This window comes from Nonomuraea sp. CX421, assembly GCF_059358955.1.
Genome location: NZ_JCADBK010000002.1, coordinates 483848 through 499554 on the forward strand (window position 1 = coordinate 483848; position 15707 = coordinate 499554).

Sequence of the window (15707 nt, forward strand, 5' to 3'; positions counted from 1 at the left end):
AAACAAGGGCCCGCTCGGTTTAGATGAGGGGATGATCGCACCGGCCGTGGGCGTACCCACCGTTTCCCGGGGTGTACGCCTCGGCTACGGCGTGGGGTCGTTCTGCACGGCGACGTTCGGCGCCGTGCCGGGCCTGTTGCTCCTCTACTACATGACCAACTTCCTGGCCGTGCCCGGGTGGCTGGCCGGGATCGTGGTCGCCGCCCCCAAGGTCTGGGACCTGGTGATCAACCCGCTGGTCGGCCGCTGGTCCGACCGCACCAGGTCACGGCTCGGTCCGCGGCGGCCGTGGCTGCTGGCGGGGGCGTGCACGCTGCCCATCATGTTCTACCTGGTGTTCGCCGGTCCTCCGCTGACCGGCACCCCGGCCGCCATCTACGTGGGCGTGTGCTTCATGGCCGCCGCCACCGCGTACGCGCTGTTCGAGGTGCCGTACAAGGCGATGCCCGCCGAGATGACCGAGGACTACCACGAGCGGACCTCGCTGCTGCAGTGGCGGATCATCTTCGTCGGCCTGGCGACCATGATCAGCGGAGTCCTGGCTCCGACCATCGTCAACAGTCAGGGCGAGAACGGCACCCTCGGCAGCTACCGGCTGATGGCCGTGACGATCGCCCTCATCATGTTCGCCGCGATGCTCGGCTCCTTCTTCGGCACGGCGCGCGCCCCCATGACCGCCGCGCCGCAGGCGGACACGGGCGGGCTGCTGCGGCAGTTCGCGGCGGCCCGGAGCAACCCGGCGTTCGTCTGGCTCCTGGCGCTGAGCTGCACACAGCAGCTCGCGGTCGCCACGATGCTGGCCGCCGCGCCGTACTTCGCCGCCTACACGCTCGGCGATTCGAAGGCGACCACGACGCTCTTCGCCGTGCTGGTCGGGCCGATGCTGCTGACGATGCCGCTGTGGGTGCGGCTGGCCAAGCGGTTCGACAAGCGCGGCGCCATGATCCTGGCCGGGCTCCTGTACGGCGTCGGCACCGCGTCGGCCCTGGCCACGCCGGTCTTCGGCGCCGTCTACGCGCACGCCGTGCTGCTGCTGGTCGGCACCGGGATCGCCGGGGTGACGCTGCTGCAGTTCTCCATGCTGGCCGACGTGATCGCGACGGACGCCGCGACCACGGGCCAGCGGCGGGCCGGCGTGTTCACCGGGCTGTGGACGGCGATCGAGAGCGGGGTCAGCGCGTTCGGAGCGCTGATCTTCGGCGTCATCATCTCCCTGGGCGGCTTCATCCCCTCGGAGCCGAGCACTCCGGTTCAGCAACCGGACAGCGCGGTGACGAGCGTGCTCATCGGCCAGACCGCGGTCCCCGCTCTGATCATCTTCGCGTCGGTGCTGATGACGCTGAAGTACCGCCTGACCGATCCCACGAAGGCCGCCACTCCGGCCACGACTCCCTGAGCCAGGAGGGTGAGGGAGGGCGTCCGGGGGCGACGGGACAAGGGCGGAGGGATCACTCCACGGAGATCCGTACTTTCTGGACAGGGCACGCCGTGTAGGCCGATACTCGGGGCATGAGCTCGACGCATCCACCGTTCCGCGCCTCCGACGGGGAACGCGATCGTGCGATCGATGAGCTGCGCGACCGGGCCGTCGAGGGGCGGATCTCGCACGACACGTTCGTCGGCCGGGTGGATCAGGCGCTCCGGGCCCGCAACCAGGACGAGCTCGACAGACTGGTGGCCGATCTGCCTCGGCGCCGGTCGTTCCGCCGGCGGCTCACCGACCTGGTGTCGTCCGCCTCCGACTTCAGCACCGGCCTGCGGTCGGCCTGGCGGCGGCCCCGCCTGCCCCGGCTGGCGCTGCCCGACGACGACCGGGCCCGCTACGTGGTGGGCCGCGGGTCCGCGTGCGATCTCGTCCTGGCCGACCTGACCGTGTCGCGCGTCCACGCCGAGCTGCGGCGCGATCCCGACGGCGGATGGATGCTGGTCGACCTGGGCTCGCTCAACGGGACCCGGCTGAACGGGTGGCGGCTGGTCGGTCCCGCCCGGGTCCGGTCGGGTGACGAGGTCTCCTTCGGCGACTGCGGCTTCCTGGTGAGCGCCGGCCTGCCCTCCGTCTGACTCGCGGAGCGGGCGCAGGCAGCGCCCAAAAATACGGATATTTGCGGATTACAGGCTCCGTGTGCTGACCCATGATCCCAGGCGAGACCCCCAGCCCTTTGGAGATCCCATGCGGCGCACCTCAGCCTCGCTCATCGCGGGCGCGCTCGTCGCGACCCTCGCGTGGGCGTCCAGCCCCACCTCCACAGCGGTCGCGCTCGAACCGTCACCCGGCGTGGCCGACCTGACCCAGGACCTCAACCAGATCCTCAGCGACTCGCGGCTGACCATCGCCAGAGCCGGCGTGGTCGTCAAGAGCGCCGCCAACGGCGACGAGCTCTACGCCACCGACGCCGGCAAGCTGCTGATCCCGGCGTCCAACACCAAGCTCTTCACCTCCGCGGCCGCCGCCGAGACGCTCGGCCTCGACTACCGCTTCCCCACCAGCGTCCTCACCGGCGGGCGCAAGGCCGGCTCGGTCCTGGGCGGCGACCTGGTGCTGCGTGGCACCGGCGACCCGACGATGCTGGCCGCTGACTACGACGCGCTGGCCGCCAAGGTCGCCGGGGCGGGCATCAAGGTGGTCACGGGCAGGCTCGTCGCCGACGACACCTGGTTCGACTCCGTACGACTCGGCAACGACTGGACCTGGGACGACGAGACGGCCTACTACGCGGCGCCCATCTCCGCGCTGACCGCCTCGCCCGACACCGACTACGACGCCGGCTCGGTGGTCGTCTCGGTGGCTCCCTCGGGTGGCGAGGTCAAGGTCTCGACCACACCGGAGACCGACTACTTCAAGATCGTCAACAAGGCCACCGTCGGCGCCTCGACCGACGTGCTCATCGAACGGCAGCACGGCACGCGTACGGTCGTCATCACCGGCACCGTGGCCGGCACGTACAACGAGTGGGTCGCTGTCGACGACCCCACCGCGTACGTCTCCTCGCTGTTCCGCAAGGCGCTGACCAAGCACGGCGTCCGCGTCCTCGGCCCGACGGTCACCGCGGCGGCCCCGTCCGGCGCGCAGGAGCTCGCCCAGCACGAGTCGATGCCGCTGAGCGAGCTGCTGGTGCCGTTCATGAAGCTCAGCAACAACATCCACGCCGAGATCCTCACCAAGGCCATGGGCCGCAAGGTCGCCGGTCAGGGCACCTGGGCCGCCGGGCTGAAGGTGACCACCGACTTCGCCAAGGCGAACGGCGTCGAGGTGCTCAACCTGCGCGACGGCTCCGGGCTGTCGCGCCGCGACGGGTTCACGCCCACCTCGATCGTCCAGCTCCTGACCGCCGTGCGCGGCAAGCCCTGGTATCAGACCTGGTACGACTCGCTGCCCATCGCGGGCAACGCCGACCGGTTCGTCGGCGGCACGCTGCGCAGCCGGATGCGGGGCACCCCCGCCGCGAACAACGTGCGCGCCAAGACCGGCTCGCTGACCGGCGTCACCGCCCTGTCGGGCTACGTCACCAGCGCCGACGGTGAGCCGCTGGTCTTCTCCATCATGCTCAACCAGTATCTGTCGGGCTCGCCGAAGGACATCGAGGACAAGATCGCCGTCCGGCTCGCGCAGTTCTCCCGCACCGCCCCGGCCGACGCTCCGGCGCGGCTCCGCACCGACACCGCTCCGGCCTCCGCCGACCTCGAGTGCTCCTGGCTCAAGCCGGCCCACTGCTGATCCTCCCCCGGCTCTCCGCGGGACCGCCCCACGGTCCCGCGGGGAGCGCCTTCCTCCTCGGCGACCGAGAAGAGAAGAAGACGCGCGAGGGAATGGGGAGGTTTACCCAGGTCGACGGAGATGTGATTACGATTCGGACACTTGGGGCTCCAGGTATAGGCCCACTTTTCCTGACATGGCCGATGTGCACCCACCAGAATGCGGGTTCGACGCAGTGTCTAACCCCCCAACGGAGGACATCGTGCGCAGACAGCTCCAGGCACTGGCCTGCCTCGGAAGTCTGACGGCATTGAGCTTCCCCGTCCCGGCCGCCCAGGCGGCGACCACCGAACAGGCCCCGCTCCAGCAGGCGTGCCAGGTCGTGGCCGTACAGCCGCGGATCGACGCCAAGGGCATGATCAGGGGCGCGGCGGTCAGGAGCGGCTGCGATGAGCGGACCCGGCTCCGGGTGCGGATCAAGCGGGTCGTGCCCGGCCCCGACCGTACGGTGAAGAGCGGCTCCAAAGTGCTCACCAACGGCAGGATCGTGGCCGGCGTACGCTGCGTCAGGACCCCCGCCCGCTTCTACGTCGTCGCCCTCGACTACAAGGGCGGGCTCGCCAGATCCCGGACCGTGACCCTGTCCTGCAAGAGGCAGACCCCGCCGACCGGCGGCGGCGCGTCGGCCGTCGAGACCGCGGTCGTCAAACTGACCAACGCGGCCCGTGCCGCCGGCGGCTGCCGCGCCCTCGTCCACGACTCCAAGCTGCGCACCGCCGCCGAACGCCACTCGGCGGACATGGCCGCCAGGGGCTTCTTCGACCACACCTCCCCCGACGGACGCTCACCCGGCGACCGCGTCAGGACGGCGGGATTCGCCCCGATCAGCACCTGGGGCGAGAACATCGCCAAGGGCCAGCGCACCGCCGCGCAGGTCGTCGAGGGCTGGCTGAACAGCCCGGGACACCGCGCCAACATCATGAACTGCGCCTTCACCCACATCGGCGTCGGCCACGCGACCAACGGGCCGCACTGGACCCAGGTCTTCGCCGCCCACTGACCACCCCCGGCTAGGGAGCGTCTGGCCCCCACCGAGCGCGCCACCGCGCCGGTTCCCACCGCCCGCCACGGCGCTCCCATCCGGCGGGCCCGGCCGCGCCTCCCCCCGCACATGGACCGCGGCCGGGCCCGCTCACCTCCGCACCGGCATCGGCACGGGTCAGCGGAAGGTCAGCGGCGGGTCATCACTCGCACCGGAGAGCCGGAGGTGGGCGCGCATGATCCGCCGTTCTCAGGGCAGGAGCTACGCGCGCCAAATCGGACGGATGTGGACATGAAGCCGATGCCCTTCGAACTGCTGGTGACGGTCACCGGCTCCTCGCCTGCCGAACTCAGGGAAGCCGCGTACCGCGAAGCGGAGCGCTTCTTCGGCGGGAGCGCCGAGACCGACGTCATCAGCGCCCGGGCCGAGCCGGACCAGGACGGAAGCTTCCGGGCGACCATCGTCTTCCGGCAGATCGCGACCGGGTAACCCTCCCGGGCGCGCGAGCCCGGGACGTGGGGAGCGCTGGACCGAGCGACGACGGCCGTGCTCGGCCCCGGCCCCCCACGGGTGAGTCAGGCCTTGAGCCAGCTCATCATCGGGCGGAGCTTGGCGCCGGTCTTCTCGATCGGGTTGTCCGCCAGCTCCTGGCGGTGACGCGTGAACTCCTTCTGGCCGCCGTCGAACTCCTCGACCAGCTGGCGGGCGAAGGTGCCGTCCTGGATCTCGCCGAGGATGCGGCGCATCTCCTGACGGGTCTCGTCGGTGATGATGCGCGGGCCGCGGGTGTAGCCGCCGTACTCGGCGGTGTCGGACACCGACCAGTACATCTTCGACACGCCGCCCTCGTACATGAGGTCGACGATGAGCTTCATCTCGTGCAGGCACTCGAAGTAGGCGACCTCGGGCTGGTAGCCGGCCTCGATCAGGGTCTCGAAGCCCGCCTTGATGAGCTCGGACACGCCACCGCAGAGGACGGCCTGCTCACCGAACAGGTCGGTCTCGGTCTCCTCGGTGAAGGTCGTCTTCAGCGCGCCGGCGCGGGTGCCGCCGATGCCCTTGGCGTAGGACAGGGCCAGGTCGAGGGCCTTGCCCGAGGCGTCCTTCTCGACGGCGACGAGACACGGCACACCGCGGCCCGCCTCGAACTGACGGCGGACGAGGTGGCCGGGGCCCTTCGGGGCCACCATGCACACGTCGACGCCCTCGGGCGCCTCGATGAGGCCGTAGCGGATGTTGAGGCCGTGGCCGAAGAACAGCGCGTCGCCCTCGACGAGGTTGGGGGCGACGTGCTCGGCGTAGAGATGGCGCTGGATGTGGTCGGGCGCCAGGATCATCGTGAGGTTGGACTCCTCCACCGCCTCCGACGGGGTGAGCACGCGCAGGCCGTCGTTCTCGGCCCGCTCGCGGCTCTTGGAGCCCTCCGGCAGGCCGACGCGCACGTCGACACCGGAGTCACGCAGGGAGAGCGCATGGGCGTGGCCCTGGCTGCCGTACCCCAGCACGGCCACGTGACGTCCCTGGATGATCGACAGATCGGCCTGGTCGTCGTAGAAAATCTCGGTCACTTCTGTAGAACCTTTCAGGCGGTACGGTCCAGTGCCCTGAGGGACCGGTCGGTAATGGAACGGGCGCCGCGGCCGATGGCCACCATGCCCGATTGGACTAGCTCCTTGATCCCGAAGGGCTCGAGGACCTTGACGAACGCCTCGAGCTTGTCGGGAGTGCCGGTGACCTCGATGGTCACGGCGTCGGAGGCCACGTCGACGCACCGGGCGCGGAAGAGCTGGACGAGCTCCAGCACGTGGGACCGGCTGTCGGCGTCGGCCTTGACCTTGATCAGCATCAGCTCGCGCTGCACCGACTGCGCCGAATCGAGCTCCACGATCTTGAGGACGTTCACCAGCTTGTTGAGCTGCTTGGTGACCTGCTCCAACGGCAGCTTCTCGACGCTGACCACGATGGTCATGCGGGAGATGTCGTCGTGCTCCGTGGGCCCGACGGCCAGCGAGTCGATGTTGAAGCCCCGCCTGCTGAACAGCGAGGAGACCCGGGCCAGGACACCCGGCCGGTTCTCGACCAGCACAGAAAGCGTGTGCCTACTCATCTTCGCTCTCCCACGTCGGCGCCATGTCCCGCGCGATCTTGATGTCGTCGTTGCTGGTGCCCGCCGCGACCATCGGCCAGACCATGGCGTCCTGGTGGACGACGAAGTCGACCACGACGGGCACGTCGGTGATCTCCATGGCCTTCATGATGGTGGCATCCACGTCCTCGGGACGCTCGCAGCGCAGGCCCACACAACCATAGGCCTCCGCCAGCTTGACGAAATCCGGGATGCGGCGGGCGGTCTGCAGGTCGGTGTTGGAATAGCGCTGCTCGTAGAAGAGCGTCTGCCATTGGCGGACCATACCGAGGTTACCGTTGTTGATGACCGCGATCTTGATCGGCACACCCTCCAGGGCGCAGGTGGCCAGCTCCTGGTTGGTCATCTGGAAGCAGCCGTCGCCGTCGATGGCCCACACGGTGGCGTCGGGCCGGCCCATCTTGGCGCCCATCGCCGCCGGCACGGCGAAGCCCATCGTGCCGAGGCCGCCGGAGTTGATGAACGTCCCGGGGTTCTCGTAGCCGATGAACTGCGCGGCCCACATCTGGTGCTGGCCGACGCCTGCGACGTAGTAGGCGTCGGGCCCGGCGATCGCGCTCAGGCGCTGCATGACGTACTGCGGGGCCAGCGAGCCGTCCTCGAACTCGTCGTAGCCGAGCGGGTAGGTCTGCTTGTAGCCGTTGAGCAGGGTCCACCAGTCGGTGTAGTCGCCCTGCCGGTCGGACGCCTCGACGGTGGCGATGAGGTCGGCGATGACCTCCTTGCAGTCGCCCACGATCGGCACGTCCGCGTGGCGGTTCTTGGAGATCTCGGCCGGGTCGATGTCGGCGTGCACGATCTTGGCGTAGGGGGCGAAGGTCGACAGTTGCCCGGTCACCCGGTCGTCGAAGCGCACTCCGAGGCCGATGAGCAGGTCGGCCTGCTGCAGGGCGCCGACGGCGGAGACACTGCCGTGCATGCCCGGCATGCCCATGTGCTGCGGGTGGCTGTCGGGGAACGTGCCGCGCGCCATCAGCGTGGTGACCACCGGGATGTTGGTCAGCTCGGCCAGCCGGATCAGCTCGGCCGAGGCGCCCGCCTTGTGCACGCCGCCGCCCACGTACAGGACGGGTCGACGGGACTCGGCGATCAGCTTGGCGGCCTCGCGGATCTGCTTGGAGTGCGGCCTGGTCACCGGCCGGTAGCCGGGCAGGTGCATGACCGGCGGCCAGGAGAAGGTGGTGTCGGCCTGCAGCGCGTCCTTGGAGATGTCGACCAGCACCGGCCCCGGCCGGCCGGTGGAGGCGATGTGGAAGGCCTCGACGATCGTGCGCGGGATGTCGAGCGGGTCGGTGACCAGGAAGTTGTGCTTGGTGATCGGCATGGTGATGCCGGAGATGTCGGCCTCCTGGAAGGCGTCGGTGCCGATCGCCCCGCTGGCCACCTGGCCGGTGATCGCCACGATCGGCACGGAGTCCATGTAGGCGTCGGCGATCGGCGTGACCAGGTTGGTCGCGCCGGGTCCGCTGGTCGCCATGCACACCCCGACCTTGCCGGTCGCCTGGGCGTAGCCCTCGGCCGCGTGCCCGGCGCCCTGCTCATGCCGTACGAGCACGTGCCGGACCTTGGTCGAGTCGTAGAGGGGATCGTACGCGGGGAGGATGGCGCCTCCCGGGATCCCGAACACGGTGTCGACTCCCACGTGCTCCAGCGCCCTGACCAGGGCTTGTGCACCTGTCATCCGTTCGGTCATCGGCTCGTTCCTTGTGTGGCTACTCGCTCAGGACATAAAAAATGCCCCTTCCCGGCCGAGAGGGCGGGGCTGGGGCGGCGCGCAGGTCGTAGTGCTTCGCTATCGGCCCGCGCGCCGGCGAAGTACTACGAGAATCCCACTACGAAGCATGGGCACACCTTAGCCCCTCCGTGGCCCCCAATGTCAAATTGGTGGGATACACGTCTCAAACCGTGAGACTCGTCCTCATCAGGGAGTCGACGCCGCGCGCCGCCATCGGCCTGGCGACCAGGAAGCCCTGACCTCGGGTGCAGCCCATCTCGCGCAGCAACTCGAGCTGCTCGGGACGCTCGATGCCCTCGGCCACCACGACCAGGCCGAGGTCGTTGCCGAGGCGCACGATCGTGCGCGTGAGCAGGGTCAGCGTGTCGTCGCGGCCCAGGCCCGACACGAACGACGGGTCGATCTTGATCATGTCGACCGGCAGCTGCCGGAGGAACGCCAGCGAGGCGTAGCCGGTGCCGAAGTCGTCGATCGCCAGCCGCACACCGAGCGCGCGCAGCTCGGACAGCCGCCTGATCGTCTCCTCGGCGTCCTCGACCAGCATCTCCTCGATCACCTCAAGGGTGAGCGCGGAGGCGGGCAGGCCGCTCTCGGCGAGCGCCTCCTCGACGGTCTCGACGAACCGGGGCGCGGTGATCTGGCGGGCCGACAGGTTGAGCGACAGCCCGATGTCCCACGACGACGCCCGCCAGGCGGCCACCTCACGGCAGGACTCGCGCAGGATCCACTCGCTCAGCGGCACGATCAGACCGGTGTCCTCGGCCGGGCCGAGGAACTGGTCGGGCGGCACGAACACCGACCCGCGCCACCACCGTACGAGCGCCTCGACCGCGGTCACCCGCGAGGTCGCGAGGTCGACCACCGGTTGGTACTCGATCGCGAACTGCTGCTCGATCAGCGCCCGCTGCAGGTCGGCGGCCAGCTCCAGCCGCCGGACCACGTCGGCGTGCATCTGCGCGGCGAACACCTCGACCCGGCGCCCGCCGAGCTCCTTGGCCCTGGCCATGGCGACGTCGGCGTTGCGGATCAGGTCGCCCGCGGGCATGTCGTCCTCGGCGAAGGCCACGCCCACGCTGGCGGTCAGCGCCACGTCGCGGTCGGCCACCCGGAACGGCTCCTGTGAAACCGCCCCCAGCAGCCGCTCGGCCAGGTCGACGGCCAGCTGTGCCTCGCCGCCCGTCTCCACGAGCACCGCGAACTCGTCACCACCCCACCGGGCGAGCGTGTCGTCGGGGCGCACGGCTCCGCGCAGCCGGCGCGCGGCCTGCCCGAGCAGGTGGTCACCGCTGGCGTGCCCGACCGAGTCGTTGACCGAGGTGAACCCGTCGAGATCGAGGAAGATGACCGCGACGTGGCCGGTGCGGCCGGACAGCACCTCGCGGGTGCGCTCCTCGAAGTAGGCGCGGTTGGGCAGCCCGGTGATGCCGTCGTGGAAGGTCAGGTGGGCGACCTGGTTGCGCAGCGCCTCCTCGTCACTCACGTCTCTGGTGGTGACGAGGACGAGGTCGTCGCCGCTGACGTGGCGGGTGGCGACCGACTCGGTGGGGCGCCAGGTGCCGTCGGAGGCGCGTACGCGGCAGGCGATCAGGCAGGTGCCGGGATCGGCGCCCTCGTCGTCGACCATCGCGCGCAGCGACCGCTGGATGCCGGGCACGTCCTCGGGATGGATGTAGTCGAAGATCGTGCCGTTCAGCAGCTGATCGGGACGGTAGCCGTAGGTGACCTCGACACCGGCGCCGATCTCGCGCACCACTCCCTCGTAGTCGCAGAGCAGCACCACGTCGCCGGTGCTCTCGGCCAGCTCGCGCAGCTGCCGGTCGCCGAGCGAGACCAGCCGGCGCAGCCGGATGTTGATCGCGGCCAGCACGGACAGGCGCACCAGCAGGAGCAGCACCGCGGAGCCGGCGAGCGCCACGACGCCGGTGACCGGCTCCTCGCGCCCACCGCCGGCCAGGTGGACGAGCAGCGTGCAGGTGGCCACGGCGACCAGTGCCAGCGGCACCATCGCGACCAGGTTGCCGGGCGTCGCCCCGGCCGGGGCCGAGTCGCTCTCCACCGGGCGCAGCGCCCACGGGGCGGCGGCCAGCAGCAGGAACGCCACCGGGGCGAGCATCACGCTCCAGGTCGGCGGGGCGGTGTCGGACAGCCGCGCGACGGCGGCCGCCAGCCCGTCGATCGTGGTGGTGGCGAGCACGCCGGTGCCGGTCAGGGCGAGCGACCAGGACGTGGACCGGCCCTTGACCACCGGCGGGACGGCGGCGTAGGTCACCAGCAGCGAGATCATCGGCGGCAGCATGGCGAAGGTGAACGTCGCCGGGTCGACCTGGCCGTAGACGTGACGCAGCCCGATCACCCAGGCGATCAGGAAGAGCGAGGCGGCGCACAGGTAGGAGTCGGTGACCAGCCGCAGGATGACGCCGCCGGGGAGCGTGCGGCCGGCGGCGGTCAGCGCGCCGCCCGCCATCAGCACGGTGCCCAGCATCAGGAGCAGGTCGCCGAAGCTGACCACGATGCTCGAACTCGTGGCGAGCGCCTGCACGCCCGAGCCGGCGGCCCAGGCCAGGGCGCCACCGCCCATCCAGCGCGCGCCCACGGCCGCCGGGCGGTGCTCCGCCAGCTGGACGGAGGCGAGCAGCAGGGACGCCCCGGCGAACATCGCCGCGAGGAGCCCGGCGACGGCACCGGTGACCAGGGCCGGGCCGCCCGCGAGGAGCGCAGCCGCGAACCCCGCCGCACCCGTCGCCGCAGCGGCGATCAGCGGTGCCCGTGGATCACGCCAGCGGATCACAGTCGTTGCCATCCCGTCTCGTTGCCCGATGATCGCCGATGCCCGGCCGACCACACCGCAAGTGTGTGCGGTCGCGGGTGCTCGGGTGGTGACAACGCCGATGTCGTCACCGATCTGATAACCACACAGACCGATAGATCCGAGAACATACTTGACAGTGAGTCAGGAATGTTTGGTAGATGCAACGGTACGCACTGGAGGTCACGGACCAGCCACGTTCCGGATTACTCTCAGTATGCGTCCGTGATGATGTTGTTGAGCTGCTCGCCGGCGAGGTGGCGCAGCAGCTGCGAGCGCACCAGCCGGAGCACCCGCCGGTCGGAGGCGGGGGTGCTGCCCGCGACGTGCGGGGTGATCAGCACACCGGGAGCGGTCCACAGCGGGTGGCCCTCGGGCAGCGGCTCGGGCGCGGTGACGTCGAGCGCGGCGCGCAGCCTGCCGGTCTTGAGCTCGGCGAGCAGCGCGTCGGTGTCGACCACCCCGCCTCTCGCGGCGTTGACCAGCACGGCGCCGTCCTTCATCCGGGCCAGGAAGGCGGCGTCGACCATGCCGGCCGTGGCCGGAGTGGCGGGCACCAGCAGCACCACCACGTCGGCGGCGGGCAGCAGCGCGGGCAGCGCCTGCATGGGATGGACCCCGTCACGGGCGCCGCGGGCCACCCGGACGACCTCGACCTCGAAGCCGTCGAGGCGGCGTTCGAGCGCGGCGCCGATGGAGCCGTAGCCGACGATCAGCACGGTCGAGTCGGCCAGCACACCGGTGTGGTGGTAGGTCCACTCGCCCCTGCGCTGCGCGTCGACGAACCCGGGGAACTCCCGCAGCACCGCGATCATCGCGCCGACCGCCCACTCCGCGGTGCCCGCGTCGTGCACCCCGCGCGCGTTGCACAGCACCGCGCCCTCCGGCATATGCGGCCGGTACGGCTCCACGCCCGCCGTGACGGTCTGCAGGAGGCGTAGCGAGGTCATCCTGGCCAGGGTCCTCGGCACGTCGGGCACCGTGACGAGCGGCGGGATCCAGACCTCGACCCGCTCAATGCCGTCCGGAGCCCGGCCGCCGGAGTAGACGTCACACTGCACGCCGGGCAGATCGGACAGGACGTCGGCGACCGCGTCGGAAGGGACCCAGATCTTCATGCCCAGAACCTTACGGCGACCGGGTAAGTATGGAACACATGAGAGTCCTTATGGCTTTGCTCCTCGCGCTGGCCCTGACGGCCTGTTCGAACGCGAGCGGGGTGACACCGACGGCCGCCGTGTCGCCCCCCACGCCGCCGGGCGCCCCGAAGACCGTGGCGAGCGATCTGGCGGTGCCGTGGGCCATCGAGTTTCTGCCGGGCGGGGACGCGTTGGTGACCGAGCGCGACTCGGCCCGGCTGCTCCGGGTGAGCCCGGCGGGTCAGGTGACCGAGCTGGGCACGATCGAGGGGGTCACCCCCGACGGCGAGGGCGGCCTGATGGGCGTGGCGGCCCGGGACGACCAGGTGTTCGTCTACTACACGGCCGCCGAGGACAACCGGATCGTCCGCTACCGCCTCGGCGGCACCGGGGTGAGCGACCCCCGGGTGATCGTCAAGGGCATCCCCAAGGGCGGCATCCACAACGGCGGCCGGCTGGAGTTCGGCCCCGACGGCCACCTGTACGCGAGCACCGGCGAGACCGGTGACCGTGAGCTGGCCCAGCGGCGCGACTCGCTCGGCGGCAAGATCCTGAGGATGACCACCGACGGCGCGCCCGCCCCCGGCAACCCCTTCGGCACGCTCGTCTACAGCCTCGGCCACCGCAACGTGCAGGGCATGGCCTGGGACACCGCCGGCCGGATGTACGCCTCGGAGTTCGGCGCCAGCGCCTACGACGAGATCAACCAGATCAAGCCGGGCGCCAACTACGGCTGGCCGCGGGTCGAGGGCCGGGGCGACGACCCCGAGTTCACCGACCCGATCGTCACCTGGCCCACCTCCGACGCCTCGCCGTCGGGCCTGGCGTACGCCGAGGGATCGCTCTGGATGGGCGCGCTGCGCGGCGAGCGCCTGTGGCAGATCCCGCTCGGCCAGGACGGCGCGCCGGGCACGCCGGTCGCCCACTTCACCGACGGGTACGGCAGGCTGCGCGCGGTGGCGGCCTCGCCCGACGGCACGCTCTGGGTGTCGACCAGCAACAAGGACGGCAGGGGCACGGTCCGCGACGGGGACGACCGGATCCTGTCGGTCACGCCGCGCCGCCCGTGACCAGGGGCAGTTCGCGCCGCGGCCTGTGAGCACGGGCCGGTTCGCGCCGCGCCGCCCCTGACCGGAGGTCAGTTCGTGCCGGTGGAGACCGTGCAGGTGACCTGGGCCTGCGGCCGGTACTTCGTGGTCAGCTTGCGGTCCCGCCTGACCTCCTCGCCGCCCTTGAAGAAGACGCGGGTGACGTCGATCGTGAAGCCCTGCTGACCGGTCACGGGCAGGCAGCCGGGGGCGCTGCTGGTCTCGCGGCGGAACGGGGTGAAGGCCCGCTTCGGCGACTCCAGCGCCTGGATCCTGTCGTAGCGCTTCGTGCCCCAGAGCGCGACCGTGACCGAGGTCCCGGTGGTGGTCGCCTTGATCAGCACCCCGTGGTCGGAGTCGTTGCGCCACTTCAGGTCGAGATCGGGGTAGAGCAGGGCGACGTCGCGCCCGGCGGGGTAGCGGGCCGCGTAGTAGTCCATCGGGACGTGCTCGACGTCGTCGAAGCCGGCGAAGAAGACCGCGTTGTACATCGTGGTCGCGAACTGCGAGACACCGCCGCCGACGATGTTGACCATCCGGCCGCCGACGATCTGCCCGGCCTCGACGTACCCCTTCTCACGGGTGCGCTCGCCCACCGCCGCGTTCAGCGAGAAGGTCTCGCCTGGCTTCACCAGGCGACCGTCGAGCTGGGCGGCCATCCGCTGGATGTTGATGGCGCGCGGCTGGCAGCAGTCGAACGTGGTGGTGAACTCACCCACGTTGGCCGTGATGCCGAGATCCTTGACCTCGGAGGTGGCGACCTCGGGGCGGACGGTGTCGAGCTTGACCGGGATGACCCGGGGACCGTCGCCGGTGATCACCCTGGCCACGTCCCGGGCGAGCTGCCGGTCGTCCACTCCCCTGCCCGCACGCGCGGGGACCAGCTCCGGCTTGCCGTTCACGATCTCGTACGTGGCGTCGCGCGGCGCCTGGCTCTCGTCGATCAGGCTGCTCTCGACGCCGGCGAGCGCCGCCTTGGCGTCGAACTGCGGGGCCAGGCCGCCCTTGCCGTCGGAGGCGTAGGTCAGGTGGGCGGCGATGGCCGACGGCGAAAGCTCGGCCCGCTTGCCGTCGATGGCCAGCGTGAGCGGGGCGGCGATGGCCTGGAGGGCCTCCGCCTTGGCCGCGGTGACGTCGGCGACCGTGGTCTGGGGCTTGGCCGGCCTGATCGTGAGCGCGGCGGAGCCACGCGCGTGGAGGAACGCGTCGGTGATGACGCGCACGGCGTCCTCGCGGTCGAGCAGCGCGCCGTCCTGCGGCTCGGCGGCCACCGGCCGCAGCTCCCTGAACGCGACGCGGCCCTCGCGCGGAGCCTTGTCGTACGCCTCGGCCAGCCCTTCCACCGTCCTGGTGAGCTGGGAGGCGTCGACCGTGACCTTCGGTTCGAGCTCGGTCGTGCCGGTCAGCCCCCGCCATACCTCTACGGGGCTGGGAAAGCCGCTGGGCGCCTGGTTGATCGTGCCGACCACGTCGAGTTCGAGCCCGGCCTCGTCCGGCTGGATGGTCTCCCGCTTGCCGGCGATGTCGACGGCGACCGGCTTGCTCAGCCTGGCGGCCAGCTCGGCGCGGAGTTTGTCGGCCGCCTGGGTCATGGTGAGGCCGCCGATGTCGACGCCGCCGACGCGGGTGCCGCGCAGCACCGAGCCCGACATCATCACCGCGGGCACCAGGTACGCCAGCACGGCCGCCATGACGACGAGCACGAGGATGGCGGGCAGCAGCCGGCCCCGTCGGGGCGGGTCGGGGTCGAGCAGGGCGGGCGGCCGGTCCTGCTGCCCCGGCAGACCGAAGACGGGGGCGGGCGGGATGGGCGGATCGACCTTGCCCTCGTTCACCGGCCAGGGTTGGGCGGGGGTGGCGACGGGTGGCAGGGATCCGCCGTCCTGGCCTTTCGCGGTGGCCTGCGGGGCGTCCTTGACGCCGCCGAAGATGTCGCGGGAGACGCCGGGCGGCAGACCTTCGATGCGTGGCTTTCTGCTGGTGGCCGACGTGGGTAACGGCACCGAGGCGAACGGGTCCGTCGGTGATTCGATCGGTCCGGCGTTACGCACGCCTCA

12 protein-coding genes are annotated in these 15707 nt (G+C 70.8%); 6 read left to right on the forward strand and 6 right to left on the reverse strand.

What is annotated here, in order from left to right; genetic code table 11:
• Positions 1-31: 31 nt before the first annotated feature.
• The 5 genes from AC5L3X_RS05335 (at position 32) to AC5L3X_RS05355 (ending at position 5225) form a co-directional block, all read left to right on the forward strand.
• On the forward strand, positions 32-1396 hold the full coding sequence (locus AC5L3X_RS05335; RefSeq protein ID WP_494855460.1) for an MFS transporter: 1365 nt from the start codon (positions 32-34) through the stop codon (positions 1394-1396).
• A gap of 113 nt (positions 1397-1509) precedes the next feature.
• A complete protein-coding gene (locus AC5L3X_RS05340; protein WP_494855461.1) occupies positions 1510-2061 on the forward strand; it encodes an FHA domain-containing protein in 552 nt (183 codons plus the stop codon).
• Positions 2062-2170: 109 nt separating this feature from the next.
• On the forward strand, positions 2171-3715 hold the full coding sequence (gene dacB / locus AC5L3X_RS05345) for a D-alanyl-D-alanine carboxypeptidase/D-alanyl-D-alanine endopeptidase (protein ID WP_494855462.1): 1545 nt from the start codon (positions 2171-2173) through the stop codon (positions 3713-3715).
• Between the two features lie 241 nt (positions 3716-3956).
• Positions 3957-4754, forward strand: a complete 798-nt coding sequence (locus AC5L3X_RS05350; RefSeq protein ID WP_494855463.1) for a CAP domain-containing protein — start codon at positions 3957-3959, stop codon at positions 4752-4754.
• Between the two features lie 273 nt (positions 4755-5027).
• Entirely contained in the window at positions 5028-5225 is a 198-nt protein-coding gene (locus AC5L3X_RS05355; RefSeq protein WP_494855464.1) for a hypothetical protein, read from the forward strand.
• An 86-nt stretch (positions 5226-5311) separates the two neighbouring features.
• Here AC5L3X_RS05355 and ilvC read toward each other — a convergent pair whose 3' ends face one another.
• From ilvC to AC5L3X_RS05380, 5 genes are all read right to left on the reverse strand, one after another.
• Positions 5312-6295 (reverse strand): ketol-acid reductoisomerase, encoded by a 984-nt coding sequence (ilvC, locus tag AC5L3X_RS05360; RefSeq protein WP_494855570.1) that lies wholly within the window; start codon positions 6293-6295, stop codon positions 5312-5314.
• Positions 6296-6318: 23 nt separating this feature from the next.
• Positions 6319-6843 carry an acetolactate synthase small subunit gene (gene ilvN / locus AC5L3X_RS05365; RefSeq protein ID WP_189123323.1) on the reverse strand — a complete coding sequence of 175 codons (525 nt, stop codon included), beginning with the start codon at positions 6841-6843 and terminating at the stop codon, positions 6319-6321.
• On the reverse strand, positions 6836-8575 hold the full coding sequence (locus AC5L3X_RS05370) for an acetolactate synthase large subunit (protein ID WP_189123322.1): 1740 nt from the start codon (positions 8573-8575) through the stop codon (positions 6836-6838). Before AC5L3X_RS05370 ends, ilvN begins: the two co-directional genes overlap by 8 nt.
• Before the next feature lie 205 nt (positions 8576-8780).
• The gene (locus AC5L3X_RS05375; RefSeq protein WP_494855466.1) at positions 8781-11417 is read right to left on the reverse strand and encodes a putative bifunctional diguanylate cyclase/phosphodiesterase; all 2637 of its coding nucleotides are present in this window, start codon (positions 11415-11417) and stop codon (positions 8781-8783) included.
• 218 nt (positions 11418-11635) lie between these two features.
• Positions 11636-12541: a 2-hydroxyacid dehydrogenase gene (locus AC5L3X_RS05380; protein ID WP_494855467.1), complete on the reverse strand. Its 906-nt coding sequence runs from the start codon at positions 12539-12541 to the stop codon at positions 11636-11638.
• Positions 12542-12591: 50 nt separating this feature from the next.
• Here AC5L3X_RS05380 and AC5L3X_RS05385 point away from each other — a divergent pair, with 50 nt between their 5' ends.
• Positions 12592-13632 (forward strand): PQQ-dependent sugar dehydrogenase, encoded by a 1041-nt coding sequence (locus AC5L3X_RS05385; RefSeq protein WP_494855468.1) that lies wholly within the window; start codon positions 12592-12594, stop codon positions 13630-13632.
• Positions 13633-13700: 68 nt separating this feature from the next.
• Here AC5L3X_RS05385 and AC5L3X_RS05390 read toward each other — a convergent pair whose 3' ends face one another.
• A complete protein-coding gene (locus AC5L3X_RS05390; protein WP_494855470.1) occupies positions 13701-15701 on the reverse strand; it encodes a VanW family protein in 2001 nt (666 codons plus the stop codon).
• Positions 15702-15707 lie beyond the last annotated feature (6 nt).